The sequence below is a fragment of the Flavobacterium sp. Sd200 genome (genome assembly GCF_009826935.1).
Lineage (GTDB): Bacteria > Bacteroidota > Bacteroidia > Flavobacteriales > Flavobacteriaceae > Flavobacterium.
On sequence record NZ_WUMN01000005.1, the window covers coordinates 84,715 to 110,770 of the forward strand.

Here is a 26,056-nt window from a genome sequence, read left to right on the forward strand (position 1 = left end):
AACTACAACTTTAGTTAATTACTGTTTTAAAATCCTGATTGTTTTTACAGCTTGTCCTGCTGATACTTTTACAAAATAACTACCTGCGGGTAGGGCCCTTAGATCCATTTGCGCCTCAGTTGATCGAACATTAGCACTTAGTACTTTTTGTCCCAGCATGTTAACAATCGTAATATTAGATATTTCGTTACTAGATGAAAGCGTTAATACACTCTGTACAGGGTTAGGATATGCAGTTACTTCAATATTGTTAAAATCATCAACACCCATAGCATCACATGCCGCAGCTACAGCCTCTTCATTTATACACTCAGCCAGGTTGCCCGCAATAATCCTCGGGTGTGTATCGGAAGAGTTGGCAAGATAAGTACAAAAATTAGGCAGGTTACAAACTGCAAGAGCCGTATTGCCTGTTATGGTTAGCCCATATCCGTCATAAGGCCCAAATGTAGTATTTTGTAAAGCTGAAATATCTGACAGTGCGATATTGTCTACAATATAAATATCATGGGTTATACTCTCCAGGTTAGATAATCCATCCAGGTTAGTTAGGGCTGCATTGTTTTCAAAAAATAGATAGCTACCAAGACTCGTTAAACTGCTTAATCCATCAACATTGGTTAATGCGGCATTACCGCCTATAGATAGAAACCCACCAATGCCAGTTAGACTGCTTAATCCGTTAACATTGGTTAAGGCAGTATTATCGCCTATAGATAGAAACCCACCAATGCCAGTTAGACTACTTAATCCGTTAACATTGGTTAAGGCTATATTATTAGCAAAAACCACCGAGCCTACAATGTTTGTTAAACTGCTTAATCCATCAATATTAGTTAAGGGAGTATTAATAAACTGTACATCCTGTCCCACATTTGTTAAATTACTTAAGCCGTTTATGTTTACAAGAGCTGTGGCATTGCCCGCATCTATAGAGACAGTTATCTCAGTTATGTTACTTAAGCCATTGAGATTCTGAACCTGATTTCCAATTGCAACATAACCGTTAATCTGTGTGCAGTTAGGGTAATCAATAATAAACTGGTCTACCTGTGTTTGTGTTGTAAAGGTAACATTTCCGGGAGGGCATAGCGATATGCCACAAGCCTCGGCAACAGCTACTTCATTTATACATTCGGCCAGGTTGCCCGAAATATTTCTGGGAAATGAGCCTGCCGGGTTGCTAAGGTAAGTACAAAAGTTAGGCAGGTTACAAACTGCAAGGGCCGGGTTGTTTATTATGGTAAGGCCATAACCATCAAGAGGCATAAATGTTGTGTGTTGCAAGGCAGAAATATCGGTTAATACAGAGTTGTAACTTATATAAATATCTTCTGCAACACTTGCTAAACTGCTTAGCCCATTTAGATTTGTAAGTTGTAGATTTGTATTTATATTATCATCTCCGCCTATAAATAGCCACCCACCTACTGTTTCAATTTGTAAACCGTTGATATTTTGTAAACTACCGTTGTTTTGTATGTATAAGTTACCACTAACATTAGTAATATTTTCCAAAGGTGAGAGATCAATTATATTACTCGGGGTAAATTGAGTAGCCGGTCCTATTTGTAAATGTCCGGATACTGAGGTACAATTAGGATAATTAACCAAAAACTGATTTACTTCTGCCTGGGTAGTTAAAGTAACATTTCCGGGAGGACATTGGGCGAAAGCGTGAGCACAAGCAAAGATTAAAAATAAGGTTGTTAAAAATATATTTTTTTTCATTTTTATAAAAATTTACGGTTAGAGAATATGGTCAAAAGAGCACTACTTTTGACCATATTGCTATTATTACTTTTTAAGTTTAATTTTCCATGTGCCACTGCCTTTATCCCTGTTTTCAGAGATTGCAGTAGATACACAAAGATGATTACCTGTTTTCTCAAAATCTTTTTGATATCCTCTTGTATCTAAATATCCTCCATTAAATTTGTTCCATCCATTTTTTAAATAGACCTCAGAACTATCTTTAAGAGGAGTACCGTTATTTTTCCCGATAATTTTCCAGGTGCCACTGCCACTATCCCTGTTTTGGGAAGTTGCCGTAGATACGCAAAGATGATTACCTGTTTTTTCAAAATCTTTTTGATATCCCCTTGTATCTAAATATCCTCCGTTACCATTATTCCACTGATTTACTAAATAAACATCATCACCTATCAAAACATTAGTGCCTATAGCTTTTCCTGATGCCGACAGTACTTTCCAGCTACCACTGCCTTTATCTCTGTTTTCTGATAGCGCTGTAGATACACAAAGGTGATTACCAGTCTTCTCGAAATCTTTTTGATATCCTCTTGTATCTAAGAAACCACCTGCATAGTTGTTCCACCCGTTTTGAAGATATATAATATCTCCATATTTAATTCCTTGCGTTAAAGAAGCATCTTGTGCAACTACCTCAGGATTAACTTCTACTAAATACCAAAGCTGTCCGCTTACATTTTGCTGCTTTTCCATATAGGCATTTCCGCCTTTGCCGCCCTGAGCCTGGTTACCTTCAAGCGAAAAATTAGCTCCTTGAAATTTGGTCTTTAAACGGTAATAGCCATTCCCGGCATCTTCAATTTTCCACAGCTGCCCGGTAACATTTTTAGTATCGTCCATAAAAGCGGCTCCATTTTTAGCCTTTCCATTTATTTCATTGCCTTCAAGGCTCTTTTTACTGCCATGAAGCTTACTTTGCAGGCGGTACCATCCCTTGTTAACAGGATCCTCAACAAATTGCCATTGTTGCCCCACAGGATTACCTTTTTGAGCAGACATAAAAGCTGCGCCATTCATAGTTTTGCTTTCAGCCCCATTGCTTTCCAGCGCTTCTCCATCGCCCCTAAATTGGGTTTTCAGTAAATAATACCCTTTGTAAGAAGGGTTAAACTTTACCCCTTTTGTTTGTGCTGTAACGCTAACTGTAGCGAGAAATAGTACAGCAATTAAAAATTTAATTTTTTTCATGGTGTAATGATTATTTGTATATGCCTACTCTTGTGATGCATTTTCGGCTCCCTGCATTTTGACTGCAAATATTTTTAACATTTGTCTAACTATAAATTTTTAGGGATAGAATGGCTATTTTAGGGATATAATCTAAAAATCGACTATATTTTAATAAAAATTAAAAAGCAAGCGCTCCTATATCGATATAGGAGCGCTTGCTTTTGATTATTGAAGATGGGAGATGTTTAAAGAAACTGCTTTACTTCCTCCAGATAATTTTCTGAGATAGGAATACTGGCATTTCCAATGACAAGGCTTTTATTACTGAACTTTTCGATCTTGCTTTTGTTTACCACATATGCCCGATGTGTTTGTATAAACATCGAATCAGAAAGCTCATTTAGTATGTTTTTAATTGTAGAGCGTGTTTTATATACTTTTTCATCAGTATAAAAAAGCAGATAATTACCTTCAGATACTATATAGTTGATTTTTCCCTGTTCCAATTTCACATTAAGATCGCCTTCTTTTACATGGATGAACGGCTTTTGCTTTAGAAAATTGGCAGAATGCCTGATTGCAATTTCTATTGCCGCAATCAGGTCGCTGTTCTTGAATGGCTTTGTGAGATAAGAATAAGGTGAAGTAGAAACTGCCCTTTCTATTATTTCCTGATTTTCATAAGCGGTCAAATAGATAAATGGAATTGAGAATTTATCTTTTATTTGCTGACCCAGCGAAATACCATCCTGTTCATTTACCCCAAGATTGATATCCAAAACTATAAATACAACCGATTCTTTTTTTAATACTTCTAAAGCTTCTTTCGAGTTTTTAGCTTCTAAAACATTATACCCGTTTTCCAGCAACACTTTCTTTAAAAGCCGTCGGTTTAGAAAATCATCTTCTACTATTAAAATTGATCTTATTGGCATATTTTTTACTTGAAATAAATTATTAACTCGAAACCCCTATCCGTTTTAGCTTCAATAGTCCCGTCAATTTGGTCTATCAAACCTTTTGTAATTTCCAAACCTAATCCTTTATCAGTAGTTTTATTGAAGTCAAATCCATCACCATTGTCAGAATAATATATCTTATTTGCATTATGTGTTTTAGTAAGTTCAATGTTTATAATCCCAATACTTCTTTTTTTGAAAGCATGCTTTATACTGTTACTAATTAGTTCAACAAGTATTAGGCCTATAGGTAATGCCTTTTCTATTGATATTTTTTGTATCTCACAATTAATATTGATGTTGATTTTCTTTTTGTGATTATCATAAGATTCTATTACAACCTCAGACAGTTCAGTAATGTATTTTTTTAGATCAATATCCTTTACATTGTCCGTTAAATTCAATTTCTTATGAAGTAAAGCCATCGAGTGAATCCTGTTTTGATTTCCTCTTATCAATTCGTCAATGTTATTAAAATCCGCAGACTCCTTTTGTATTTCAAGGATACTGATAACATGTTGGAGGTTGTTTTTGACGCGATGTTGCAATTCAGACAAAAGCACCTGTTTTTGCTCCAAAAGCTTTGTCAACTCACCCAACTGTTGATTGATAATACGGTTTCTATGGTTTATCTGTTTGTTCTTTCCTAAAAGTAAAATAGATGCAAGTATAATAACCGCCAGTAAACTGGCAATCAGGATCATTTGTCTGTCCTTATCTTTTATAGTGGCTTCATTTTTATCACTTTCATACTGTTTCTCTATTCTTTTTATTTTTAGCTTCTCTTCATGAGCCAGCAGTAGCTGTAAGTTATCATGATATTGCTTGAAGTAATAATATGCTGAATCTGTATTGCCTAGACCTTCATATATCTGATACCTGATTTGGGGTAAATACTCTTCATTTTGAGAATTGAACTTTTTTTGAAAAATATAGGCCGAATCGTTGTATTTCAGAGCCTCGGTATAATTTTGCATTTTTAAATACTTAAAAGAGACATTATTGTACTGAAACATTATTTCATGATATTGATTTTGTTGTTTTTTGTACTTCAGTATCCTTAAACCATATTCTAATGATTTTTGATAATCTTTGCTTTTTGAAGCATACGCTCCTATCAATAAATAAGCATCTAATAAATCTCTTTCATTATTAAACCTTGTAGCATATTTTTCAGCCTGCAGGGCAAAATAGTTGAGAGAATCAAGTTTATTTATTATTCTGTAATATGAACTTCTTCTGATGCAATATGTACTGTAAAGTTCCTTTAAATTATGAACTTTATATTTTGAAAAAGCTTTGTTCAGGTATTTATCAGTGAGTTCAAGATGGTTAGATTTTTCATAAGCCAATGCAATCATTAAGTAAATCCTGCAACATAGCGAGTGTAGATTTTCTTTTTCTGCCTCGTCGATTATTTTCAATAATATTTTCAGAGGCTCAACTGAAGAATTTTCGTTCTCATCATATATCACGGCTTCTCTAAACTGTAATTCCAGTAATTCAGTTTTGTACTTTTCATTATCTGCTTTCTCAAGATTATTGTATAAAACCTTTGTTTTTAATAAAGCTTTTTCAAAATGGTCATATCGGATGAGACTATCTATTACTTTTATCTCTTTAGTAAAAGAAGTATGTTGACCCCACAGATTATAACCAGTGAGTAAAAACAAGCAACTAAAAAAATGATACAGCAATTTCATACAATTAATAACTAAAGTTTAAAATTAAACAATCTGTTACCTAACTAATGAATTTAGGGACACAAAAGCACTTTTGGGGATAGAATTACAATATCCAACCTTTAACCCAAAAAATCATCAAGAGATCTTTAAATTCACTATCACTATAAAGTAATTAAAGAATATAAAAAACAAAAGCCGGAATTTCTTCCGGCCTTTGTTTTATTAAAAAATTATAAACTGTTATCGCTTAAGAGCAAAGTGAGCTTTAAACTCCCGTACTGTATTTCCTTCAGGGAAGGTTACAGTAAACCAGTAATCATCAGATGGTAGCGGCACTCCATTGAAAGTACCATCCCATCCTTGGCCTTCGGCAGGATTACTCTTAGGGCTAAGCTGTTTGATGAGCTTGCCATAACGGTCAAAGATGAATATTTGAGAAGACGGGAAGTTGGCAAGACCAATAATGTTCCAGTAATCATTATAGCCATCGTTATTAGGCGTAAAGAACTTAGGATAATCTATAGTACTTACATTTTCGATCGTTACGACATCACATCTCAAATCTTCATTCTCTTCGGTAATGTCTCTTATGTATATTGTATGGTAACCTGTAGCTACATTAGTAAATACATTAGAGTTTTGCCAAGGTCCGTTAGGATACATACTATATTGATAGTTACCAAAACCTTCAACAAGCACCGTTATAGATTGGTTTTGAGAGAAAGCATTGCTAACTACATAACCATCGCCAATAAGGCTTGCAGGGCCAGATTTAACCACATCATATCCGGCAGACGGCTCAGATATACAACCTGTAGGACCTGTAGCTACTACCGTATATGTGCCGGTTTCTACAGCATCATAAGTAGAGGCTACTGCTCCAGGTATAGCTACCCCATCTACAAACCACTGGTATGTATGACCTGCACCGGCAGGTATACCACTATCTAAGCGTACTGAATTATAAACTAAAGTATTATCTATAAAGTCAACACAACTTGTATGAAGATCATCTCCATTTATACCAGTAGGCTCAGGAAGCTGTGTTACCACAAGATTGAAGCTTACATAAGCTGGACAACCGTAATCATACTGATTGTTTCTAACCTCTGCCCAAATAGTTTGGCTGTTAGCCGTTACATTAGTATAAGCTGTTGGGTTTGGTATTGGGTTAACACCTGCCAGGGCATCTGTTTCTGTCAAATAGAATGTAACATCATAGTTTGCAAGCGGACCTTGTGCACCAACAATATCATCATTGGCAAGGGTAAGATCAAACTCGAAGAAACCATCGTTAGTACCGTCATAATCACATTCAATAAATTCAGAAGCATCTACAGCATTAGCTATAGTTTGCGGTTCTACTGATAACAGTAAAGGCAGTACTATCTTACATTCCGTAGCAATATTCTCTGCCGAAACATATATTGTTGTTGTGGCAGTGTTATACAAAAATGGTAACGTAGGATTGTTAATTCCAGGAGCTACAACATTAGGATCATCAGCATAAAAACGAACAATATAATCTGTTTGAACAGCACCCGGTCCAAGTATTTCGTTACGATAGTTGCCAAGGTCAAAAGTAGCAGTTCCTGTATAAGGTTGCTGACAGATTGCATAGGTTTCTACCGATGTCATTGGCATTGGGTTTACTATAAGTTCTAACGGCACAACTTGTGCACAACTTGCATCGCCTGTTTCGCTTCCTGCAAGAGAAGCGCGTACATATATAATAGCACTTGCACTCTCATACTGCGTAGGATCTGGTATTTCAGTACCCGGAATACCCAGCTCAGCATCAGCAAGCTCAACATAGTAAGTAAGAACTGTATTAGCCGCATTTCTAAGTATGTTTCGTGCAGCCAGTGTAAGGTCAAACTCTTCAACAAGATCACCAGGATTAGTTTCATCACATAGTTCTAACGGATCCGGTGCCGGATTAGGCGTAGGCTGTGGTAATACCCTAATGGTTAGGTATGTCTGGCTAATACATCCCTCAGGAGTAGTAACCACAACACTCAATGTTTTAGGGTTCTCACCGGGAGGGTTGGTATAAGTCTCAGGATTTGTAATTGGATTGTTTGCTGCAACATCTGCATCGCTTTCATAGTAAGTAACTACATTAAGCTGGCCAAGACCTGTAGGGGCAAGTATCTCTTCGTCTTTAACTGTAAGGTCAAACTCTGCCTGCGGGAAAGGGTTAGATAACACCGGATCACATTTTACAAGCTGTGTAGGTTCTGTAACATCAACTGGCTTATTAACAATAAGCTCAAAGCTTGTAACACTAAAACACTCTGTAAGTGGGTCTTCTGTGCGCACCCAAATAAAGGTTCCGCCAGTACCAACGTAACGCGCCGGCCTTATAATTCTTGGCCCACCATTTCTGGCATCTGCCTCACTTGCATAATAGTATATTAAAGTAGAAGATGTAATGCCCGGAGCAACACGAATAATCGCATCCTGCTCTGTAAGGTCAAACTCTACCCTGTTATCCTGATCGTCATCGTCGTCATCACATTTTTCTAAAGGATCAAGATCCGGAACCTGTGGTGCAGGCGAAATAGTAAAGGTTAACATAACCGGAATAGACGAACAACCGGCAGCGTTTTCTGCAACCACCCAAACATTATGGCTGAACGGATTAAGGTTCATATATTGTGCAGGGTTCAGTATTGGACGAACACCATCAAGCGCATCTTCTTCTGTTTCATAGAAGTTAACTGTTACACTTGCTCCACCATGGTTCACCATATCGGCAACAAGGGCAGTAAGATCTATAATAGTATAACCGTCACCATCTGTATCACATAATGCAAGGTCATCGGCAGTTGGAAGTGTTAGTGTTGGCAATGCCTCTACACGAACATCTAAAAGAACAACGCGGTAGCATCCGGTATCTCTGTTAGTAACCCTCACAAATATAGTTTCAACACCAGGCGAACTATTAGTGTAGTTAAGGGTTTGAGCTTCTGTATAGGCATTTGTGCCGCCATCAGCATCCACAAACGTATCATGGAAAGTTACATCTACTCCATCAGCACCACCTGTAATTTCAGGTATTTTAGTTGTCAGGTCAAATACCTGGTTTTGGTCATTATCATCATCACATAATGAAATTGGTGTAGGCTGATTAGCAACCGGCAGCGGATTAACCGTTAGTTGCAGGTCTACTATATCATAACAGCCAGTTACACTATTTGTAACTTTTATATAAACAATTTCAGATGATGAAGAGCTTAAATAAGCAGCCGGGTTTGTAATAGCATTGCTATCGTCTGCCGCATCATCATAGCTATGGAAATAACTTAGAAGGAACTGCGCAGGGTTCATAGTGTTTAACACTGTAGCGCTGTAAGATGTAAGGTCGAATACCCCAAGGCCATCAGTATCTACTGCACCGTTATCACAAATCACATAATCCTGAAGTGGGTCTGTAGCTTCCGGCACAGGATTTACCACTATGGTAAGCTCTGCTACATTATAACATCCGGTAAGGTTATTTTCTACGCGAACATATAACGTTTGTGAACCATTTACGGTATATCTTGTAAGGTTAGTATAGTTAGATGGATCAGGAATTGGATTTCTTCCTCCAAAGTAGTAAGCATCCTCATGAGTTTCATAAACCGTTACCGTTACATTACTGTTGGCTGCAGAAATTGCATCAAGCGTTGGCTGTAGATTAAATACAGTTACATCATCGTTGTTAGGGTCACATGAGTTTACAATTGCAAGGCTCGCAATAACCGGCAACGGCTGTACCTCAAGTTGTACAGGCGTAACAGTATAACATAAAGTCCTGTAGTTTTCTACCCTTGCATATATAGTTGTAGATGCTGTTACATAGCTATCAGGAAGTTCGGTAGTTGTAGTAGGGTTCTCTGCATCCGCAAGTGTTGCATAGTAGGTAACAGTATATCCGGCTGCACCAAGTGTAATTTCGGTATCCATACCAGGCAGGTCGAATATACCTATGCCCGGAGAAGAAACCTCTTCACAAACATAAAACGGCTGTAAAGCTGGATTAGTAACAGGAAGTGGTGTAACCTTAAACAGGAATGAACCTACACCTACACAGCTAAACGGACTGGTTACACGTACCCATATACGTTGTTCCCAAGGAATGGTATTTCTAAAATGTGTTGGGTCAGCAATACGGTTCTGATCCAGTTGTGCATCAGTATTGCTAAGATAATATACTACAGTATTAGCAGGATCGCTGGTAACCTGAGAATCCCATACATGTAAGTCTGCTTCTTCTATACCATCAGGCGAGTTGTTTACATCACAAACGGTATAATCGGCAAGTAATCCCGGTATGGGGTTAGGATGCACTGTAAGTTGCAATGTTTCTATTGACGGACAGTTTGAAAGGGCTCCCTGTTCTACTACACGTATATATATAGTAGTAGTACCTGTTCTATAAGTAGCCGGACGCTGAATTGCGTTAGCCCCGATCTCTGCCTCGGCATAAATATTATGGTAAGTAACCACAAGGTTAGATTGTCCACCAACAACCTGCGCACCTGCAATAGTCAGGTCAAACTCTTCCAGACCATCTGCATTAAAGTCATCACAGGTTTCCATAGCGGTTGGAGCCGATATAGTTGGAGGTATTTCGATGGTTACATTGAACGAAACTTCATCTGTACAGATTCGTGTAGCAGCACTACCCGATTCATTATAAACATACAGTACGTTTAAGCCAGGAGTAGTTATAATACTTCCGGCAAAAAGTTCTGTACCACCACCTGTAGGGCCACCCGGTGCTGTAAAATAACGGTTACCGGGATCTAAAGGTAAAAGCTCATAACTGCTACAGGCAACTACAGGAGCCAACACCTGAGCCACCGGTTCAGGAATAATTGTTACAGTAAAGCTATCCTCATCAGTACAGTTATTAGGTGTAGTACCCGATTCTGCATATATATATATAGTACTGTCTGTAGATATAGCCTCTCCAACCGGCATCCTTCTACCCGCTCCACCCGGAAGTGTATAATATCCACCAACAGAAATTGCAGGCAGAAGATATGGATCATTAGTACAGCCATAACCCGGTGCCGGAGGCACGATTATAGGATATGGTGTTACTATAAGACGGAATGTAACAACATCATAACAAGTAAGGTTATTGGCATTACTCACACGTGCATATATGGTTTGACCACTACTTGACACACTTGTTTGTCGCGGTATGGAAACCCCTGCCACAAGATTAGCCATAGAACTGTGGAAAGACAAAAACACTTGTGTTTCATCCTGATCACCTAAAATATCATAATAACGAGATGTAATATCAAATATTTCTATGCCCGGGCCACCATTGGCTACGTCGTTAGCAGGATTATCACACACCTGTATATCGGCAGCAAAGTTTGCAACCGGAGACCAGTCTGCACTCAATGTAAAAGAACGAACTATATGACAGCCTGTAATAGCATCATCGATCCTTACAAAAATCTGTTCACCACCACCCGGAGATATATATGCCGTTGGTGCAGCAATTGCAGGCGTACCCGCGTTGGCTTCTGCCGAACTGTTATAAAATGAGGTGAGGTATCGCGTAGGATCCTGCGTATTGAGTATTACAGGATCGTTATCCCGCAGATTATAGGAATACGGAGGCTGGAGATTGGGTGTACAAAACGTGAGGTTTTGAGGGTTGGAAGTAGGAAAAGGTGCCTGCGCCGTGACCACAAAGGTTTCGCTAACACCGCTACTACCACAATAAGTATTATTTGCCGTAATTGTATATACACCCGGAGATGATATATTTAAGGTTGGCGTTACCGCTCCAGGAATATTAGTGCCCGGTGCACCTGCCAGAGTAGCCGACCTTGACCATTGATATGTAGTTTGAGCAGGATCGTATGTTGATATTGTTGAAGTTAACACCGCTGTTACAGGGTGAATTTCGCCATTACAAAGTGTAAAATCATCTATTTCCTCAAATTCACAACCAAAACAGTTCAATGTACCTGTACCTCCTGTTTGTTCAAAAGTAATAAGCCCCGGCCTGTTACTAAAGTTTGTCAATAAGAGTACATAATACTGTCCTGAAACAGCCGATGGTATAGTAAAGGTTTCTACCGCAATAGGAGAATAACTACACCCAACCTGTGTTCCTGCATTTAAGTTTGAAGGTCCACAAATTGGCGGCGGCCCGGTAAAAGGCCCCCAGGCAATAAAATCCACGTCGATACCATTACCGGCAGCATCTTCCTGAGAAATGGTAAAAGTTATACTTCCACTCTCATCAACCTGAGTATAAAACCAGGCAGGGTTAGGATAGGTAAATAAACAACCATAACCTGCAGCCTCGTTTAAAGAGGCAGAACCGGCATTGGTACTGTTAGGAAAAGGAGGCAGTGTAACGTCTCCGCAAAACTGCGTTTGCGCACCACAAGTGGGGCTCTGGGCAAATACGGAAACATTAAATGCAAGCAAAAGTAAGAGGAGGTACTTTTTCATCATTTTTTAAGATAATTTTAAAACGCGAAATTTACAATAAATTGGTATTAAGCCAATAAAAAAAACATATTTTTTTACTACAACAAATCAAATACAAATAACCCTACCGCAAAAGTTAAAAATAATTCAATAAATCTCTAAATTTCATAAACATAGCACATAATCAACTGCAAAGCAACATTTTACAAAACGTTAACATTAGCCTACGTATTAATACTTAATACTTTAAATTACTAAACACAATTTTAACACTCAAAATATCACGATAAAAACCTCAAATGTTATAAAATTTAGACCCAAAATGCGCTCACAAATTCCAATGACACCATCAGGCTTAAAATCAACTTTTATAATTATCTTTGCATTCTGATTTTTTACAGTAAAAACAATATAAATGATCCATAGCGACGATAACCGCGACGAAATTGGGGAAAACCATATTGCAACAAGCGCCCAGACGCCTTTAAGGCCGGATGCTTTTGATATGGGCGACGAAGACAAGATTGCCGCAATAAAAAAAGATGTTGAAAATATTTTGCTAACCCTTGGAATGGACCTTACTGACGACAGCCTGAAAGGAACCCCAAACCGTGTAGCAAAAATGTTCGTTAAAGAAATCTTCGGCGGGCTTAACCCAACTAAAAAACCGAGTTCTTCTACTTTCGAGAACAAATACAAATATGGCGAGATGCTTGTAGAAAAGAATATTACCGTATATTCTACCTGCGAGCACCACCTGCTGCCTATAGTAGGCCGTGCACATGTTGCTTATATTAGCAACGGCACTGTTGTGGGGCTTTCTAAAATGAACCGCATTGTAGACTATTATGCAAAACGCCCTCAGGTACAGGAACGCCTTACCATACAAATTGTTCAGGAACTTAAACGCGTTCTTGGCACAGAAGATGTTGCCTGCGTTATAGATGCCAAGCACCTTTGTGTAAACTCGCGCGGCATTCGCGATATTGAAAGCAGCACGGTAACCTCTGAATTTGGAGGTAAATTTAAAGACGAACACGTAAGGAGGGAGTTTTTAGATTATATTAAACTGGATACTCAGTTTTAATTTTCAACACCTATTATATATATGCAATTGTACCAGGACCAATCTTTAAAGATATACAACTCGCTTAGCGGCGAAAAGGAAATGTTTACCCCCCTGCACCCCGGCAACGTGGGCATGTATGTATGCGGTCCAACCGTATACAACAATGTGCATTTGGGCAACTGCCGCACCTTTATATCTTTTGACCTTGTGTACAGGTACTTAAAACATCTTGGCTATAAAGTGCGCTATGTGCGCAACATTACCGATGTGGGACATATAGTAGATGATGCTGACGAAGGTGAAGATAAAATTGCAAAAAAGGCAAGGCTCGAGAAGCTGGAACCAATGGAAATTGTTCAGCGGTATTCGGTAGATTTTCATCAGATACTGGAACTGTTTAACAACCTTCCTCCGGGGATAGAACCAACAGCAACCGGCCACATTATAGAGCAGATAGAAACTATTAAACAAATAATAGACAACGGTTTTGCTTATGTTAGCAACGGATCGGTGTATTTCGATGTAGTTAAATATAACGAAGGACACGACTATGGCATTTTGAGCGGACGTAATCTAGACGACATGCTGGCCAACTCGCGCGAGCTTGCCGGGCAGGAAGAGAAACGCAACCCTGCCGATTTTGCCCTTTGGAAAAAAGCCGAACCTGTACACATTATGCGCTGGCCTTCGCCATGGGGAGACGGTTTTCCGGGGTGGCACCTTGAGTGTACTGCCATGAGCACCAAATATCTTGGCAATAAATTTGACATTCACGGTGGTGGTATGGACCTTAAATTTCCACACCATGAGTGCGAAATTGCTCAAAATAAAGCTGCTACAGGCCACTCTCCTGTAAACTACTGGATGCATGCCAATATGCTTACGCTAAACGGCAAAAAAATGTCTAAGTCTACAGGCAATAATATTTTGCCTCGCGAAATATTCAGCGGTAACAATCAGGTGCTGAGCAAGGCTTTTAGCCCATCGGTTACCCGATTTTTTATACTGCAGGCACATTACCGCAGTGTGCTTGATTTTAGTAACGATGCCATTCTTGCAGCAGAAAAAGGCTATAACCGCCTTATGGAAGCGCTTGATAACGTTACAGAAATTAAGCCTGCCGCAGCCTCTACTATAGATATTGGTGTATGGAAACAGCATTGCTATGATGCCATGAACGACGACTTTAACAGCCCTATACTTATAGCACAATTGTTTGAAGCCGTTAAATACATCAACCTGCTTAAAGACGGCAGGGAAACCCTGAATGCCGTAGACCTTGAAACACTGACAAAACAATTAAATATGTTTGTGTTTGATGTTCTTGGCCTGAAAAATGAAGCTGGAAACGAAGCTGGAAATGATAAGCTTGAGGGTGTTGTAAACATGCTGATTGGCATGCGCAACGAAGCAAGGGCAAATAGAGACTTTGCCATGAGCGACCTTATAAGGAATAAACTTGGCGAATTGGGCATAGAACTGAAAGACAGCAAAGAAGGCACTACGTTTACCCTAAACTAAACTTTTATGAAGGCAGGCCGGATCATAACACTTCCGTTTGTTTGGCTGGTACGCCTTTATCAGGTTGCTATATCGCCGCTTCTGCCATCGGTTTGCAGGTACACTCCTACCTGTTCTCAATATTCAATAGAGGCTTTGCAAACACATGGGCTGTTAAAAGGCGGATGGCTTGGACTAAAGCGCATTGCAAGCTGTAACCCCTGGGGCGGCAAAGGATATGACCCTGTGCCGCAAAAAAGTTGCGCCCATAAACATTAACCAACTAAAATTGCTATAAAAAATGACACACAGTTTAAGCATGACCTGGAATTTTGAGGGAGCTTTTCATCTTGGTCCAATAACCCTGAGACTGTACAGCCTTATGTTTGTGGTTGCCTTTTGCCTTGGCTGGGTTATCATGAAAAAGGTATTTGACCGCGAAGGCGAATCGGCAGATAAGCTGGACAAACTTTTTATATATACCCTAATTGCTACACTTTTAGGCGCAAGGCTTGGACATGTATTTTTTTATGACTGGGAATATTTTAGCCAGCATCCTGCCGAAATACTGTTGCCTTTTAGATGGGACGACAAAGGCGAATTTGAATTTACAGGCTTTGCAGGTCTTGCCAGCCATGGTGCTGCCATTGCCATTATACTTGCCGTTATTTGGTACAGTAAAAAGATTATTCACCGCCCGGTGCTTTGGGTTTTAGACAGGATAGTTTTACCTGTTACAAGCGGTGGTATATTTGTGAGGCTTGGCAACTTTTTTAACAGCGAAATATTAGGCAGCGAAACTTCATCGGATACTCCTACTGCAATCAGGTTTATTCGTGGAGAAGACCATCTTGGCAAACGTGCCGTTTTGCAAATAACAAAGCAAACCGATGTTAACAAAGCATACGAAATGATAGAGTATGACCCAAAATTTGCCGATACACTGGCCACTATTCCGTTCAGGCATCCGGCACAATTGTATGAAGCCATTTGCTATGTATTTGTTTTTGCCATTATATTTTATATGTATTGGAAAACACCTGCACGCAAGTACCATGGGCTTATATTTGGTGTGTTTTTAGTATTGCTCTGGACAGTGCGCTTTGTAGTAGAATTTGTTAAGCAAAGCCAGGGTGGCTTTGAAGGTGAGAACCCGATATTGCTAACCGGACAGTGGTTGAGCATACCATTTATGCTGGCAGGGCTTTATTTAATATTTACAGCCAAAAACAGGACAGAAACACTATAATAGCAGACACATTATAAACAAAAACCGGACTAATGCCCGGTTTTTGCATTTATAATAAATACATTTGTAACAATAAGGTTAATCTTACTACTTATAGAACAAATACCCATTAATGACAAATTTTTTAAGCATTACCTGGAACTCAGATAAAGGCATTCCTCTTGGCCCGATAACCCTGCACTACTATAGCCTGATGTTTATGGCTGCCTTTTTATTAGGCTGGTTTTTAATGAAAAAAATATTTGACCACGAAGGTGAGAATATAGAAAAACTGGACAAACTTTTTATATACAGCCTTATAGGGATATTTCTTGGCGCTCGTTTAGGGCATGTATTTTTTTATGACTGGGCTTATTTTAAAGATCACCCGGCCGAGATTTTAATTCCTTTTCAATTTGAACCCGAGCTTACATTTACAGGCTTTACAGGCCTTGCCAGCCACGGGGCTGCAATAGCTACTATTATAATGGTAGTGTGGTACAGTAAAAAAATAATACACCGACCAGTGCTTTGGGTACTGGACAGGATTACCATTCCGGTTGCTATTGGCGGAGCATTTGTAAGGATCGGAAACTTTTTTAACAGCGAGATATTAGGTAGCGAAACCTCTCCTGCCCTACCCACAGCCGTGCGGTTTGTGAGAGGCGAAAACTGGCTTACAGATGAACAGGCCATGAGTATTACACGCCAGGCCGATGCAAATACTGCTTATAAAATGATTGCCGGCAACCCCAACTTTGCCGATACGCTTGCTAAAATACCTTTCAGGCATCCGGCACAATTGTATGAGGCATCTGGCTATATTATAGTATTTGCCGTCTTGTATTATATGTATTGGAAAACCGATTCGCGAAACAAACCGGGATTACTGTTTGGAGTTTTCCTTATACTGTTATGGAGCATAAGGTTTGCTGTAGAATTTGTAAAACAAAGTCAGGGTGGTTTTGAAGAACAACTCCATGTTTTCTCCACCGGTCAATGGCTAAGCATACCGTTTATATTAATTGGATTTTACCTTATATTTAAAGCAAAGGAACAACCCAAAATACTATAGTTTTAATTTTTCCAGCGTTTTAACTTTGGAATTCCTTTGGCAAACAACCCTGCAAGAAATCCCGGGAAACCCATTTCTTTCATTTTATGTTTTACAAAATCCTGCACTTGTACAGCAGTCATGTCTGGCTTTGTAAAACTGCCATTTTGGTAACAGTAAGAGCAATATATTGTGCTTTTGCTGCCATCGGCATTAGTACCGCCGCCATCGGGCGATTTTTTTAAAGGCATTCCACAACTTTGACAGTTTTTATACACTTTCTGTTCCATTTTGTTTAAAAATATTTTTATAAATTTATAAAATTAAGAGTCATGAGATATTCATCTCTAACATTATTTTAAATACAGTAATTAACATATAAGTCACAATTCGTTAATTAATCATAATTGTTAAAAACACCTTATTCGTGTTGCAGTTTTTTCAATAAATTAGCGCATTAAAACTTATACTTTACATTAAATGAAAAATACAGCGCTTACGCACATACATGAAGCACTTGGTGCAAAAATGGTTCCGTTTGCAGGCTATAATATGCCTGTACAGTATGAAGGTGTTAATGCAGAACATGAAACCGTGCGCAACGGTGTGGGTGTTTTTGATGTTTCGCACATGGGTGAATTCCTTATAAGCGGACCTAAAGCGCTGGATCTTATACAAAAAGTTACTACTAACGATGCTGCTACTCTAACTATAGGCAGGGCACAATACTCATGTTTGCCCAATCTTGACGGAGGTATTGTAGACGACCTTATTGTATATAAAATTAAAGATGAAGAGTATTTGCTGGTTGTAAACGCTTCTAATATAGAAAAGGACTGGGCATGGATATCATCTCATAACGATATGGGGGCAACTATGCGCAACCTGAGCGATGATTATTCGCTTTTGGCCATACAGGGTCCTATGGCAATGGAAGCTATGCAATCTTTAACAAGTGTAGACCTTGCTGCTATAAAATACTATCACTTTGAGGTAGCCGATTTTGCAGGTATAGAACATGTAATTATATCAGCAACAGGATATACCGGAAGCGGTGGCTTTGAAATTTATGCAAAGAACAGCGAGATCGAACAGATATGGAATAAAGTATTTGAAGCCGGCGCTGCTTATGATATTAAACCAATTGGCCTTGCTGCCCGTGATACACTTCGTTTAGAAATGGGCTTTTGCCTTTATGGCAACGACATAAACGACAGCACCTCCCCTCTTGAGGCAGGATTAGGATGGATTACCAAATTCAATAAAAATTTTGTAAATTCAGAGTCGCTAAAACTACAAAAAGAGACAGGTGTAACGCGTAAGCTTGTAGGTTTTGAACTGACCGAAAGAGGTATTCCGCGTCATGATTATGAAATTACCGATGCACAGGGAAATGTAATTGGTATTGTAACATCGGGTACTATGGCACCATCTTTAAATAAAGGTATCGGCCTTGGCTATGTTCCTGCCGAGTATGCTGCTCCCGGAAGTGAGATATTTATTCGCATCCGTAAAAACGATGTTCCTGCAACAGTAGTAAAACTGCCATTTTATAAAAAAGAAGAAACTGCATAAAATATGAAAAAAATAGCTGTATTGGCCTTATTATGTTCTCTTAACGCACTGGCACAGGGGCATGATAAGGCATGCAGCGTTTTTAGCAGTATCAACAACATAATGCAAACCAGGCATTATAAACCCAAACCTGTAAACGACAGTCTTTCGGGTTATGTTTTTAATACGGTTATGAGCCAACTCGACGATAACCGCATATTGTTTTTGCAAAGTGAAAGCGAAATACTTGAAACCCACAAGTATAAAATAGACGATTATATTAAAGACAGGAACTGCGCATTTTTTGAAGACTTTATAAGCAACTATAAAAAGGCGTTGGAGCGCAACAAAAAATTTGTTGAGGAAATAGCTAAAGAGCCACTTACTTACAACACTAAAGACACTATTTATTACAGCAAAAAAACGTTCCCTTTTCACTCAGATCCGGAGCGGATCAAGAAATTTTTGCGCAAAAAAATTACGTTTGATATACTCGAAGACATTTCGTTGTTAAGTAAAAATAAAGATTCTCTGCGAGGTAAGGTCCCAGCGTTGTTTGCAACGTCAAAAGCAAAAGTTATAGATACTTATTTATGCCGTGTAAACAGTTTGCTTACGCCGTCTGAAGGATTTGAAAACAGCATGTATAACCGTTTTTATTCGGTTTTCTGCTCTTATTTTGATCCGCATTCTACCTATTTCAATTATAATGAAAAGGCATCGTTTGTTTCTTCCATCTCAACCGAGAATTATTCGCTTGGCCTTTACGTTAGTCAAAACGAAAAAGAAGAAATAATAGTTGAAGAAGTTGTGCCGGGCGGCCCCGCTTTTGGAACAAAAAAAGTAGACAAAGGAGACAAAATAATTAAGCTTGCCGCTAATGATACAGAATATACCGTATCGTGTGCATCGATGGAAACTATAAATAACATTGTTTTTAGCGACAGCTATAAAAATGTGGAGATCACGCTTCGAAAAAAAGACGGTACACTTTATAGTGTAAATCTTAAGAAAGAAATAATGAAAGCTGATGACCACAGCGTTTACAGCTTTGTACTGGGAGAAGGCAATAATAAAACAGGCTACATAAAAATACCAAGTTTTTACAGCGCTTTCGATACTGGTGAGCAAAACGGCGTGGCTGAAGATGTAGCAAAAGAGGTTGAAAAACTTAAAAAAGACGGTATTAAGGGCCTTATAATAGACCTGCAATACAATGGTGGTGGCTCAATGGACGAAGTTATCCGCATGGCAGGGATGTTTATAAGCTTTGGCCCTATTGCAGTGGTAACGGATAAAAACATGGATTATAATGTAATTCGTGATTATAACCGCGGCATGCTATACAGCGGCCCAATGGTAGTTTTGGTTAATGGTTTTACGGCTTCGGCAAGCGAATTTTTTGCGGGCGTAATGCAGGATTATAACCGCGCACTTATTGTAGGCACAACAACAGTAGGCAAGGCAACAATGCAAACCATACAACCGCTTGACGATAGAAACCAGACTGATTTTGTTAAGGTTACTATTGATAAATTTTATAGGGTTAACGGACAAAGCAGCCAATATACAGGTATTGTTCCTGATGTGGAACTGCCTACATTTTTTAACGACATGCTTCCAAGGGAAAGCACAATGCCTACCGCTATAAAAAACGACAGCATAAACATTACCCTCCGCTACTCTAAAATGCCGGTCAATGCTTTAAAACAAGCTATCGAACTGAGCAGAAAAAGAATAAACGAGAACAAAACCCTCACTGATATTAAAGCAGCTAACGTAAAAATTAACAGTATATATAAATCTCAAAAACCACCTTTGCCCGTAACTTTTGAGAATGTGTATGATGAAGTACACATAACTGATGCGCTTTGGAAACAAATAACATCGGACATGGAAAAAGAGAACACCATAAACGTTAGCAACACTACTGCCTCTGTAAAAACAAACGACGATTTTTACAGATCGGTAAATGAATCTAAGATAAAACTGGTAAAAACAGACCCTTATATTTTTGAAGGGATGCAAATACTACAGGATATAAACAATTATAAACAATAACACACTAAATTGTTTTTGCAAAAACGGCTAATAATTATAAATTTGTGCCGCTAATTATTTAATTATGGGAAGAGCGTTTGAATTTAGGAAAGCCAGGAAAATGAAACGTTGGTCGGCAATGGCCAAAACGTTTACAAGGATTGGTAAAGATATAGTAATGGCCGTTAAAGAAGGCGGACCAAATGCAGAGACTAACTCAAGGCTAAGGGCTGTTATACAAAATGCCAAGGCAGCCAACATGCCTAAAGACAATGTAGAGCGCGCCATTAAAAAAGCATCAGACAAAGATACTGCCAACTTTAAAGAAGTATTGTTTGAGGGTTATGCACCACACGGAATTGCTATACTTATAGAAACTGCTACCGATAATAACAACCGTACTGTTGCAAACATTCGCAGTTATTTCAATAAATGCAACGGAGCCTTAGGCACTCAGGGATCGGTAGAGTTTATGTTTGATCATACCTGTAATTTCCGCATACCTGCCGAAGGGCGCGATGTTGAAGAGCTTGAACTTGAAATGATAGACTTTGGTGTAGAGGAGATATTTGCAGATGAGGATGGAGGTATTGTAATGTATGCTCCTTTTGAAAGCTTTGGCGCTATACAAAAAGAGCTTGAAAGCCGTAGTATTGAGATTCTTTCGTCCGGATTTGAAAGAATACCACAGGTTACTAAAGAACTTACAGAAGACCAGGTTGCCGACGTAGAGAAACTTCTTGAAAAGATCGAGGAAGATGACGACGTAATGAACGTATATCATACAATGCAGGAATAGTATTGTACTGCATAACACAATATTTAGAGGCTGCTTTTGCAGCCTTTTTTTATAACAGCGTACAAAACACTTTTGCAAACCATTTCTTAACACTATTGCTACATTAAAGTATTGTAGCTACATTTGCAGTCCTTATGCAAAAAACGGTTAACATATTAAATAAGCGCGCACGGTTTGATTATGAAATAATAGACCGCTACACTGCCGGCATTGTACTGGCAGGTTCTGAAATTAAATCCATCAGGTTGGGAAAGGCTTCTATTGCCGAAAGTTTTTGCGAGTTTCAGGAACATGAACTCTTTGCCATAAATACTAACATAGAAGAATATGCCTTTAGCCGCAGTTTTAGCCATAAGCCCAAAAGCGAACGTAAACTGCTACTGAATAAAAAAGAGCTGAAAAGCCTCCATAAAAGTGTTCAGAACCAAGGATTAACTATAATACCACTAAGGCTGTTTACCAACGAAAAAGGGTTAGCCAAACTGGAAATAGGTCTTTGCCGTGGACGTAAAAACTATGACAAACGCGAAAACCTTAAAGAACAGGACACTAAACGCGATATTGCCCGTATTAAAAAAGAATACAGATCATAACAAAAAAGAGGTTCAAAATTGAACCTCTTTTTTGTTATATTTTGATACTACTAATTTTTATTTTCTAACAAAGGCACAAACCTAAATTCGCCAAACTCGTGCCTCTCAAACTGGGTTTCGTTTTTACGCACCAGCATGGTCATTATCTGCGGTTCGCCATCGCCACCAACGGGTATAACCAACCTTCCGCCAATTTTTAGCTGCGCCATTAGCGGCTGGGGTATCATTGGTGCCCCTGCCGTAACAATTATACTGTCAAAAGGCGCATAGTTGGGCAGTCCTTTATAACCATCGCCAAAAGTCAATAATTTTGGACGTATGTTTAATTTGGGTAGCAACAGAGAGGTAGATTTAAAAAGTTCATGCTGGCGTTCTATGCTGTACACCTTTGCCCCCATTGCATATAATACAGCGGTTTGATAGCCCGACCCGGTACCTATTTCGAGTACCATATCGTCTTTCTTTACTTCAAGCAACTGGCTTTGGAAAGCCACTGTATAGGGTTGCGAAATGGTTTGTCCGGCGCCAATAGGGAAAGCCTTGTCCTGATAGGCATAATCTTCAAAACTGGAGTTTAAAAATAGGTGTCTTGGCACTTTTTTAATGGCATCAAGCACATTTTTATCAGTAATACCTTTTTGCTGTAAAACTGAGGCAAGCTGATTTCTAAGTCCTTGATGTTTGGCTGTATCTTTCAAAAGAGGGAAATTGATTTTTTGTAAATTTAAAAAACAATTTATATAAAAAGCAAGCGTTTGGGGGCACACAATAGTATTAGTAATTGTAAAATATGCCTACTTAATTTGATGGCAGAGTTTTGCAAAATCAAAGTAAATAATGTTATTTTTGATAAAAATTAATTATTATGCTAAAAGTTGGCGTTTTAGGCGCAGGTCATTTAGGCAAAATACACCTGCGTTTGCTCAACCAGTCTCAAAAATATGATCTTGTAGGTTTTTACGATCCTAATAGTGATAATGCAGAAAAAGTTGCTAAAGAATTTGGCTACCAAAAATTTGATACTATAGCCGATTTAATAGCTGCTGTAGATGTGGTAGACATTGTTACTCCTACCCTTTCGCATTTTGAATGTGCTAAAGAAGCTATAAAAGCAGGCAAGCACATATTTATAGAAAAACCCATCGCCAATACTATTGAGGAAGCAGAAGAGATCCTGCAACTTGCCAATCAATACAACGTTAAAGGTCAGGTTGGACATGTGGAGCGTTTTAATCCGGCCTTTACAGCTACTAAGGCTAAGATAGAAAACCCAATGTTTATAGAAACGCACCGTCTTGCCGAGTTTAACCCCCGGGGAACAGACGTTCCTGTGGTACTCGACCTGATGATACACGACATTGACGTAATATTGAGTGTGGTAAAAAGCAAAGTGAAAAATATTTACGCCAGTGGAGTATCTGTAATTAGTGATACCCCTGATATTGCCAATGCCCGTATCGAATTTGAGAACGGCTGTGTAGCCAATCTTACTTCAAGTCGCATTTCGATGAAAAACATGCGTAAGTCGCGATTTTTTCAAAAAGATGCATACATCTCAGTCGACTTTTTAGACAAGGTATGTGAAGTGGTGAAAATGAAAGATGCACCCGAAATTCCGGGCGATTTTGACATGATACTCCAAAATGCCGAGGGGATCAAAAAGCAGATCTATTTTGATAATCCCGATGTGGCTGCAAACAATGCCATACTTGATGAATTGGAAACTTTTGCCGAAGCCATAAACAACAATACAACACCAGTTGTAACTCTTGAAGATGGTACCGAAGCGCTTAGAGTAGCATACAAAATTATTGAGTGTTTTAAAAAGTAAACTAAAAACACTCTGCAACAACTCAAACAAACAACTTACTACATAATGAAAAATATAGCAGTAATAGGTGCAGGCACCATGGGCAATGGCATTGCGCACGTTTTTGCCCAAAATGGTTTTAGTGTTAAGCTTATCGATGTTTCTGAAAAATCGTTAGATAAGGGAATGAATACAATTGCTTCCAACTTAGACCGAATGGTAGCGAAAGGCACTATTACCCCTGAAGATAAAGCAAAAACCATAACCAACATTATTACCTATACCGATATTGAAGATGGCGTAGTTAATACTGACCTTGTTATTGAAGCTGCAACAGAGAATGTAGACCTTAAGCTTAAAATTTTTAAGGATCTCGACAAATATTGTGGCGAGCATACAATACTTGCTACTAATACATCATCTATATCCATTACGCAGATAGCGGCAGTGACCAACAGACCGGATAAGGTTATAGGCATGCACTTTATGAACCCTGTGCCTATTATGAAACTGGTAGAGGTAATCAGGGGGTACAGCACAACAGATGAAGTTACAAAAGCCATTATGGATCTTTCTGAAAAACTGGATAAAGTACCTGTGGAGGTAAATGACTATCCTGGTTTTGTAGCTAACCGTATTTTGATGCCTATGATTAATGAAGCTATTGAGACTCTTTATAATGGCGTAGCAGGTGTTTATGAAATAGATACTGTAATGAAACTGGGTATGGCGCACCCAATGGGACCATTGCAGTTGGCCGATTTTATTGGTCTTGATGTTTGCCTTTCGATACTGAATGTAATGTATGATGGATTTAAAAATCCAAAGTATGCCCCTTGCCCCTTATTAGTAAACATGGTTCGTGCAGGCAAGCTTGGCGTTAAATCAGGTGAAGGTTTTTATGATTACAGTGAAAGTAAAAAAGCAGATAAAGTGGCGTATAAGAAATAATCAAAGTATTGTATGCTCATAGCATTCTATATTTCATGAAATTTTTAAAAGAAACCCAAAACAAAATCTTTGGCAACAATAGTCCCTTTTAAAGCAGTAAGGCCAACACGCGATAAAGTGAGTTTGGTAACTTCGCGCTCTTATGATGAATACAGTCCAGCCGAACTGGCATCGCAACTGGATTATAATCCTTTCTCATTTTTGCATGTGCTCAACCCCGCCTATATTAATCAGCAAAAAGCGTCGGCAACAACACGCTTTAAGCAGGTTCATACTAAGTATGAAGAGTTTAAATCCGAAGAAGTATTAAAACAGGAAGATAAACCGGTTTTCTTTTTATACGAAATTCAAAGTAAAAATCAGATCTTTACAGGTATAATTGCCGGGACGTCTATAGAAGATTATAAAAACAACGTTATTAAAAAACACGAAGATACGCTTGAGTATCGTGTGGAGTATTTTAAAGATTATCTTCATTTAACAGGCTTTAATACAGAACCCGTACTTATTACTTATCCTGAAAATACTGAATTACAGGAGTGGATAGCACAGCGTAAACAAAGGCGCCCTTTATATCTATTTTCTTCGCTTAATCGGGACAAGCATACGCTTTGGCGTATTAAAGACGCCAATGAAATACTTTGGCTGCAACAGCAATTTAAAAATATTAAAAGCCTGTATATCGCTGATGGGCATCATCGTTCGGCATCGGCCGAAATGCTTTATGACCAGGATAAAGCGGCGGGCAATATTAATCTTGACTATTTTATGAGTTTCCTTATTTGCGAAACCAACCTTAAAATATACGAGTATAACCGCATTATTCGAGACCTCAACGGTTTAACCAAAAAACAGTTACTTACTGCACTATCTGCTGATTTTACAGTTGAGAACAAACATTTGGAGTTATGGAAACCTGAACAAAAATTTAGTTTCGGGATGTATTTGGATGGAGAATTTTATGCACTTGCTTTAAAAGATGCTGAATTTAACTCAATCAGCGATTCGCTGGATGCACAAATACTATATGATAAAGTGCTCAAACCGCTGCTTGGAATAGATGATTTACGTAATGACGAACGTATAGATTATATTCCCGGAAGCAAATCTATTACTGCTATTAAAGAGACAGTGGATAGTGGTGAATATGAAATTGGTTTTATGCTCTATCCTGCCAGTATAAACGAAATAAAACAACTTGCTGACAATAGTCTTATAATGCCACCAAAAAGCACTTATATAGAACCAAAATTCAGGAGTGGCTTAGTTATTTATGAACTGTAAGTATTTGGATTTTTGACACTATTATAGATGTAAAACTATCATAAAAATTACTGTAGCAGCTATTACACATTGATTATTTGTTACCAAATTTTAAAACATACTGAGTATTCTATTCACTTTTACTTTAATAG

The 26,056-nt window shown here is 38.5% G+C and carries 19 protein-coding genes; 12 read left to right on the forward strand and 7 right to left on the reverse strand.

Annotated elements, in window-relative coordinates; genetic code table 11:
• Positions 1-18: 18 nt before the first annotated feature.
• From GR160_RS14000 to GR160_RS14020, 5 genes are all read right to left on the reverse strand, one after another.
• Positions 19-1,518, reverse strand: a complete 1,500-nt coding sequence (locus GR160_RS14000; protein WP_160750512.1) for a T9SS type A sorting domain-containing protein — start codon at positions 1,516-1,518, stop codon at positions 19-21.
• A 279-nt stretch (positions 1,519-1,797) separates the two neighbouring features.
• Positions 1,798-2,961: an RICIN domain-containing protein gene (locus GR160_RS14005; protein ID WP_160750513.1), complete on the reverse strand. Its 1,164-nt coding sequence runs from the start codon at positions 2,959-2,961 to the stop codon at positions 1,798-1,800.
• A gap of 227 nt (positions 2,962-3,188) precedes the next feature.
• Positions 3,189-3,878, reverse strand: a complete 690-nt coding sequence (locus GR160_RS14010) for a LytTR family DNA-binding domain-containing protein (RefSeq protein ID WP_160750514.1) — start codon at positions 3,876-3,878, stop codon at positions 3,189-3,191.
• 5 nt (positions 3,879-3,883) lie between these two features.
• Positions 3,884-5,605, reverse strand: coding sequence for a sensor histidine kinase (locus GR160_RS14015; protein ID WP_160750515.1), 1,722 nt, complete (start codon positions 5,603-5,605; stop codon positions 3,884-3,886).
• 222 nt (positions 5,606-5,827) lie between these two features.
• A complete protein-coding gene (locus tag GR160_RS14020) occupies positions 5,828-12,067 on the reverse strand; it encodes a T9SS type B sorting domain-containing protein (protein WP_160750516.1) in 6,240 nt (2,079 codons plus the stop codon).
• Positions 12,068-12,458: 391 nt separating this feature from the next.
• Here GR160_RS14020 and folE point away from each other — a divergent pair, with 391 nt between their 5' ends.
• The 5 genes from folE to lgt (GR160_RS14045) all read left to right on the forward strand — a co-directional run bounded on the left by folE (position 12,459) and on the right by lgt (GR160_RS14045) (position 16,915).
• Positions 12,459-13,130, forward strand: coding sequence for a GTP cyclohydrolase I FolE (gene folE / locus GR160_RS14025; protein WP_160750517.1), 672 nt, complete (start codon positions 12,459-12,461; stop codon positions 13,128-13,130).
• A gap of 21 nt (positions 13,131-13,151) precedes the next feature.
• On the forward strand, positions 13,152-14,633 hold the full coding sequence (gene cysS, locus GR160_RS14030) for a cysteine--tRNA ligase (RefSeq protein ID WP_160750518.1): 1,482 nt from the start codon (positions 13,152-13,154) through the stop codon (positions 14,631-14,633).
• A 6-nt stretch (positions 14,634-14,639) separates the two neighbouring features.
• The gene (gene yidD / locus GR160_RS14035; RefSeq protein WP_160750519.1) at positions 14,640-14,891 is read left to right on the forward strand and encodes a membrane protein insertion efficiency factor YidD; all 252 of its coding nucleotides are present in this window, start codon (positions 14,640-14,642) and stop codon (positions 14,889-14,891) included.
• A gap of 22 nt (positions 14,892-14,913) precedes the next feature.
• A complete protein-coding gene (gene lgt, locus GR160_RS14040; RefSeq protein WP_160750520.1) occupies positions 14,914-15,861 on the forward strand; it encodes a prolipoprotein diacylglyceryl transferase in 948 nt (315 codons plus the stop codon).
• Between the two features lie 112 nt (positions 15,862-15,973).
• On the forward strand, positions 15,974-16,915 hold the full coding sequence (gene lgt / locus GR160_RS14045; protein WP_160750521.1) for a prolipoprotein diacylglyceryl transferase: 942 nt from the start codon (positions 15,974-15,976) through the stop codon (positions 16,913-16,915).
• Between the two features lie 2 nt (positions 16,916-16,917).
• On the opposite strand, the gene GR160_RS14050 is transcribed toward lgt (GR160_RS14045), so the two are convergent.
• A complete protein-coding gene (locus GR160_RS14050) occupies positions 16,918-17,184 on the reverse strand; it encodes a zinc ribbon domain-containing protein (protein ID WP_160750522.1) in 267 nt (88 codons plus the stop codon).
• A gap of 190 nt (positions 17,185-17,374) precedes the next feature.
• Here GR160_RS14050 and gcvT point away from each other — a divergent pair, with 190 nt between their 5' ends.
• The 4 genes from gcvT (at position 17,375) to smpB (ending at position 21,880) form a co-directional block, all read left to right on the forward strand.
• A complete protein-coding gene (gene gcvT, locus GR160_RS14055; RefSeq protein WP_160750523.1) occupies positions 17,375-18,469 on the forward strand; it encodes a glycine cleavage system aminomethyltransferase GcvT in 1,095 nt (364 codons plus the stop codon).
• Positions 18,470-18,472: 3 nt separating this feature from the next.
• On the forward strand, positions 18,473-20,509 hold the full coding sequence (locus GR160_RS14060; RefSeq protein ID WP_160750524.1) for a S41 family peptidase: 2,037 nt from the start codon (positions 18,473-18,475) through the stop codon (positions 20,507-20,509).
• Positions 20,510-20,573: 64 nt separating this feature from the next.
• Positions 20,574-21,287 carry a YebC/PmpR family DNA-binding transcriptional regulator gene (locus GR160_RS14065; RefSeq protein ID WP_160750525.1) on the forward strand — a complete coding sequence of 238 codons (714 nt, stop codon included), beginning with the start codon at positions 20,574-20,576 and terminating at the stop codon, positions 21,285-21,287.
• A 134-nt stretch (positions 21,288-21,421) separates the two neighbouring features.
• Entirely contained in the window at positions 21,422-21,880 is a 459-nt protein-coding gene (smpB, locus tag GR160_RS14070) for an SsrA-binding protein SmpB (RefSeq protein ID WP_160750526.1), read from the forward strand.
• A 50-nt stretch (positions 21,881-21,930) separates the two neighbouring features.
• Here smpB and GR160_RS14075 read toward each other — a convergent pair whose 3' ends face one another.
• A complete protein-coding gene (locus tag GR160_RS14075) occupies positions 21,931-22,578 on the reverse strand; it encodes a protein-L-isoaspartate(D-aspartate) O-methyltransferase (RefSeq protein ID WP_160750527.1) in 648 nt (215 codons plus the stop codon).
• Positions 22,579-22,745: 167 nt separating this feature from the next.
• Between GR160_RS14075 and GR160_RS14080 the strand changes: the two genes are divergently transcribed.
• The 3 genes from GR160_RS14080 (at position 22,746) to GR160_RS14090 (ending at position 25,925) form a co-directional block, all read left to right on the forward strand.
• Complete coding sequence (locus GR160_RS14080; protein WP_160750528.1) at positions 22,746-23,711, forward strand: Gfo/Idh/MocA family protein; 966 nt, start codon at positions 22,746-22,748, stop codon at positions 23,709-23,711.
• A 45-nt stretch (positions 23,712-23,756) separates the two neighbouring features.
• The gene (locus GR160_RS14085; protein ID WP_160750529.1) at positions 23,757-24,641 is read left to right on the forward strand and encodes a 3-hydroxyacyl-CoA dehydrogenase family protein; all 885 of its coding nucleotides are present in this window, start codon (positions 23,757-23,759) and stop codon (positions 24,639-24,641) included.
• A gap of 69 nt (positions 24,642-24,710) precedes the next feature.
• Positions 24,711-25,925: a DUF1015 domain-containing protein gene (locus tag GR160_RS14090; protein ID WP_160750530.1), complete on the forward strand. Its 1,215-nt coding sequence runs from the start codon at positions 24,711-24,713 to the stop codon at positions 25,923-25,925.
• The last annotated feature ends 131 nt before the right edge of the window (positions 25,926-26,056 follow it).

Coding starts and splice junctions, on each gene's coding strand:
- GR160_RS14010 (WP_160750514.1), bottom strand. CDS start 3,878: ATGCCAATAAGATCAATTTTAATAGTAGAAGATGATTTTCTAAACCGA.
- lgt (WP_160750520.1), top strand. CDS start 14,914: ATGACACACAGTTTAAGCATGACCTGGAATTTTGAGGGAGCTTTTCAT.
- gcvT (WP_160750523.1), top strand. CDS start 17,375: ATGAAAAATACAGCGCTTACGCACATACATGAAGCACTTGGTGCAAAA.
- GR160_RS14020 (WP_160750516.1), bottom strand. CDS start 12,067: ATGATGAAAAAGTACCTCCTCTTACTTTTGCTTGCATTTAATGTTTCC.
- GR160_RS14065 (WP_160750525.1), top strand. CDS start 20,574: ATGGGAAGAGCGTTTGAATTTAGGAAAGCCAGGAAAATGAAACGTTGG.
- yidD (WP_160750519.1), top strand. CDS start 14,640: ATGAAGGCAGGCCGGATCATAACACTTCCGTTTGTTTGGCTGGTACGC.
- GR160_RS14085 (WP_160750529.1), top strand. CDS start 23,757: ATGAAAAATATAGCAGTAATAGGTGCAGGCACCATGGGCAATGGCATT.
- cysS (WP_160750518.1), top strand. CDS start 13,152: ATGCAATTGTACCAGGACCAATCTTTAAAGATATACAACTCGCTTAGC.
- GR160_RS14005 (WP_160750513.1), bottom strand. CDS start 2,961: ATGAAAAAAATTAAATTTTTAATTGCTGTACTATTTCTCGCTACAGTT.
- folE (WP_160750517.1), top strand. CDS start 12,459: ATGATCCATAGCGACGATAACCGCGACGAAATTGGGGAAAACCATATT.
- GR160_RS14015 (WP_160750515.1), bottom strand. CDS start 5,605: ATGAAATTGCTGTATCATTTTTTTAGTTGCTTGTTTTTACTCACTGGT.
- smpB (WP_160750526.1), top strand. CDS start 21,422: ATGCAAAAAACGGTTAACATATTAAATAAGCGCGCACGGTTTGATTAT.
- GR160_RS14050 (WP_160750522.1), bottom strand. CDS start 17,184: ATGGAACAGAAAGTGTATAAAAACTGTCAAAGTTGTGGAATGCCTTTA.
- lgt (WP_160750521.1), top strand. CDS start 15,974: ATGACAAATTTTTTAAGCATTACCTGGAACTCAGATAAAGGCATTCCT.
- GR160_RS14060 (WP_160750524.1), top strand. CDS start 18,473: ATGAAAAAAATAGCTGTATTGGCCTTATTATGTTCTCTTAACGCACTG.
- GR160_RS14080 (WP_160750528.1), top strand. CDS start 22,746: ATGCTAAAAGTTGGCGTTTTAGGCGCAGGTCATTTAGGCAAAATACAC.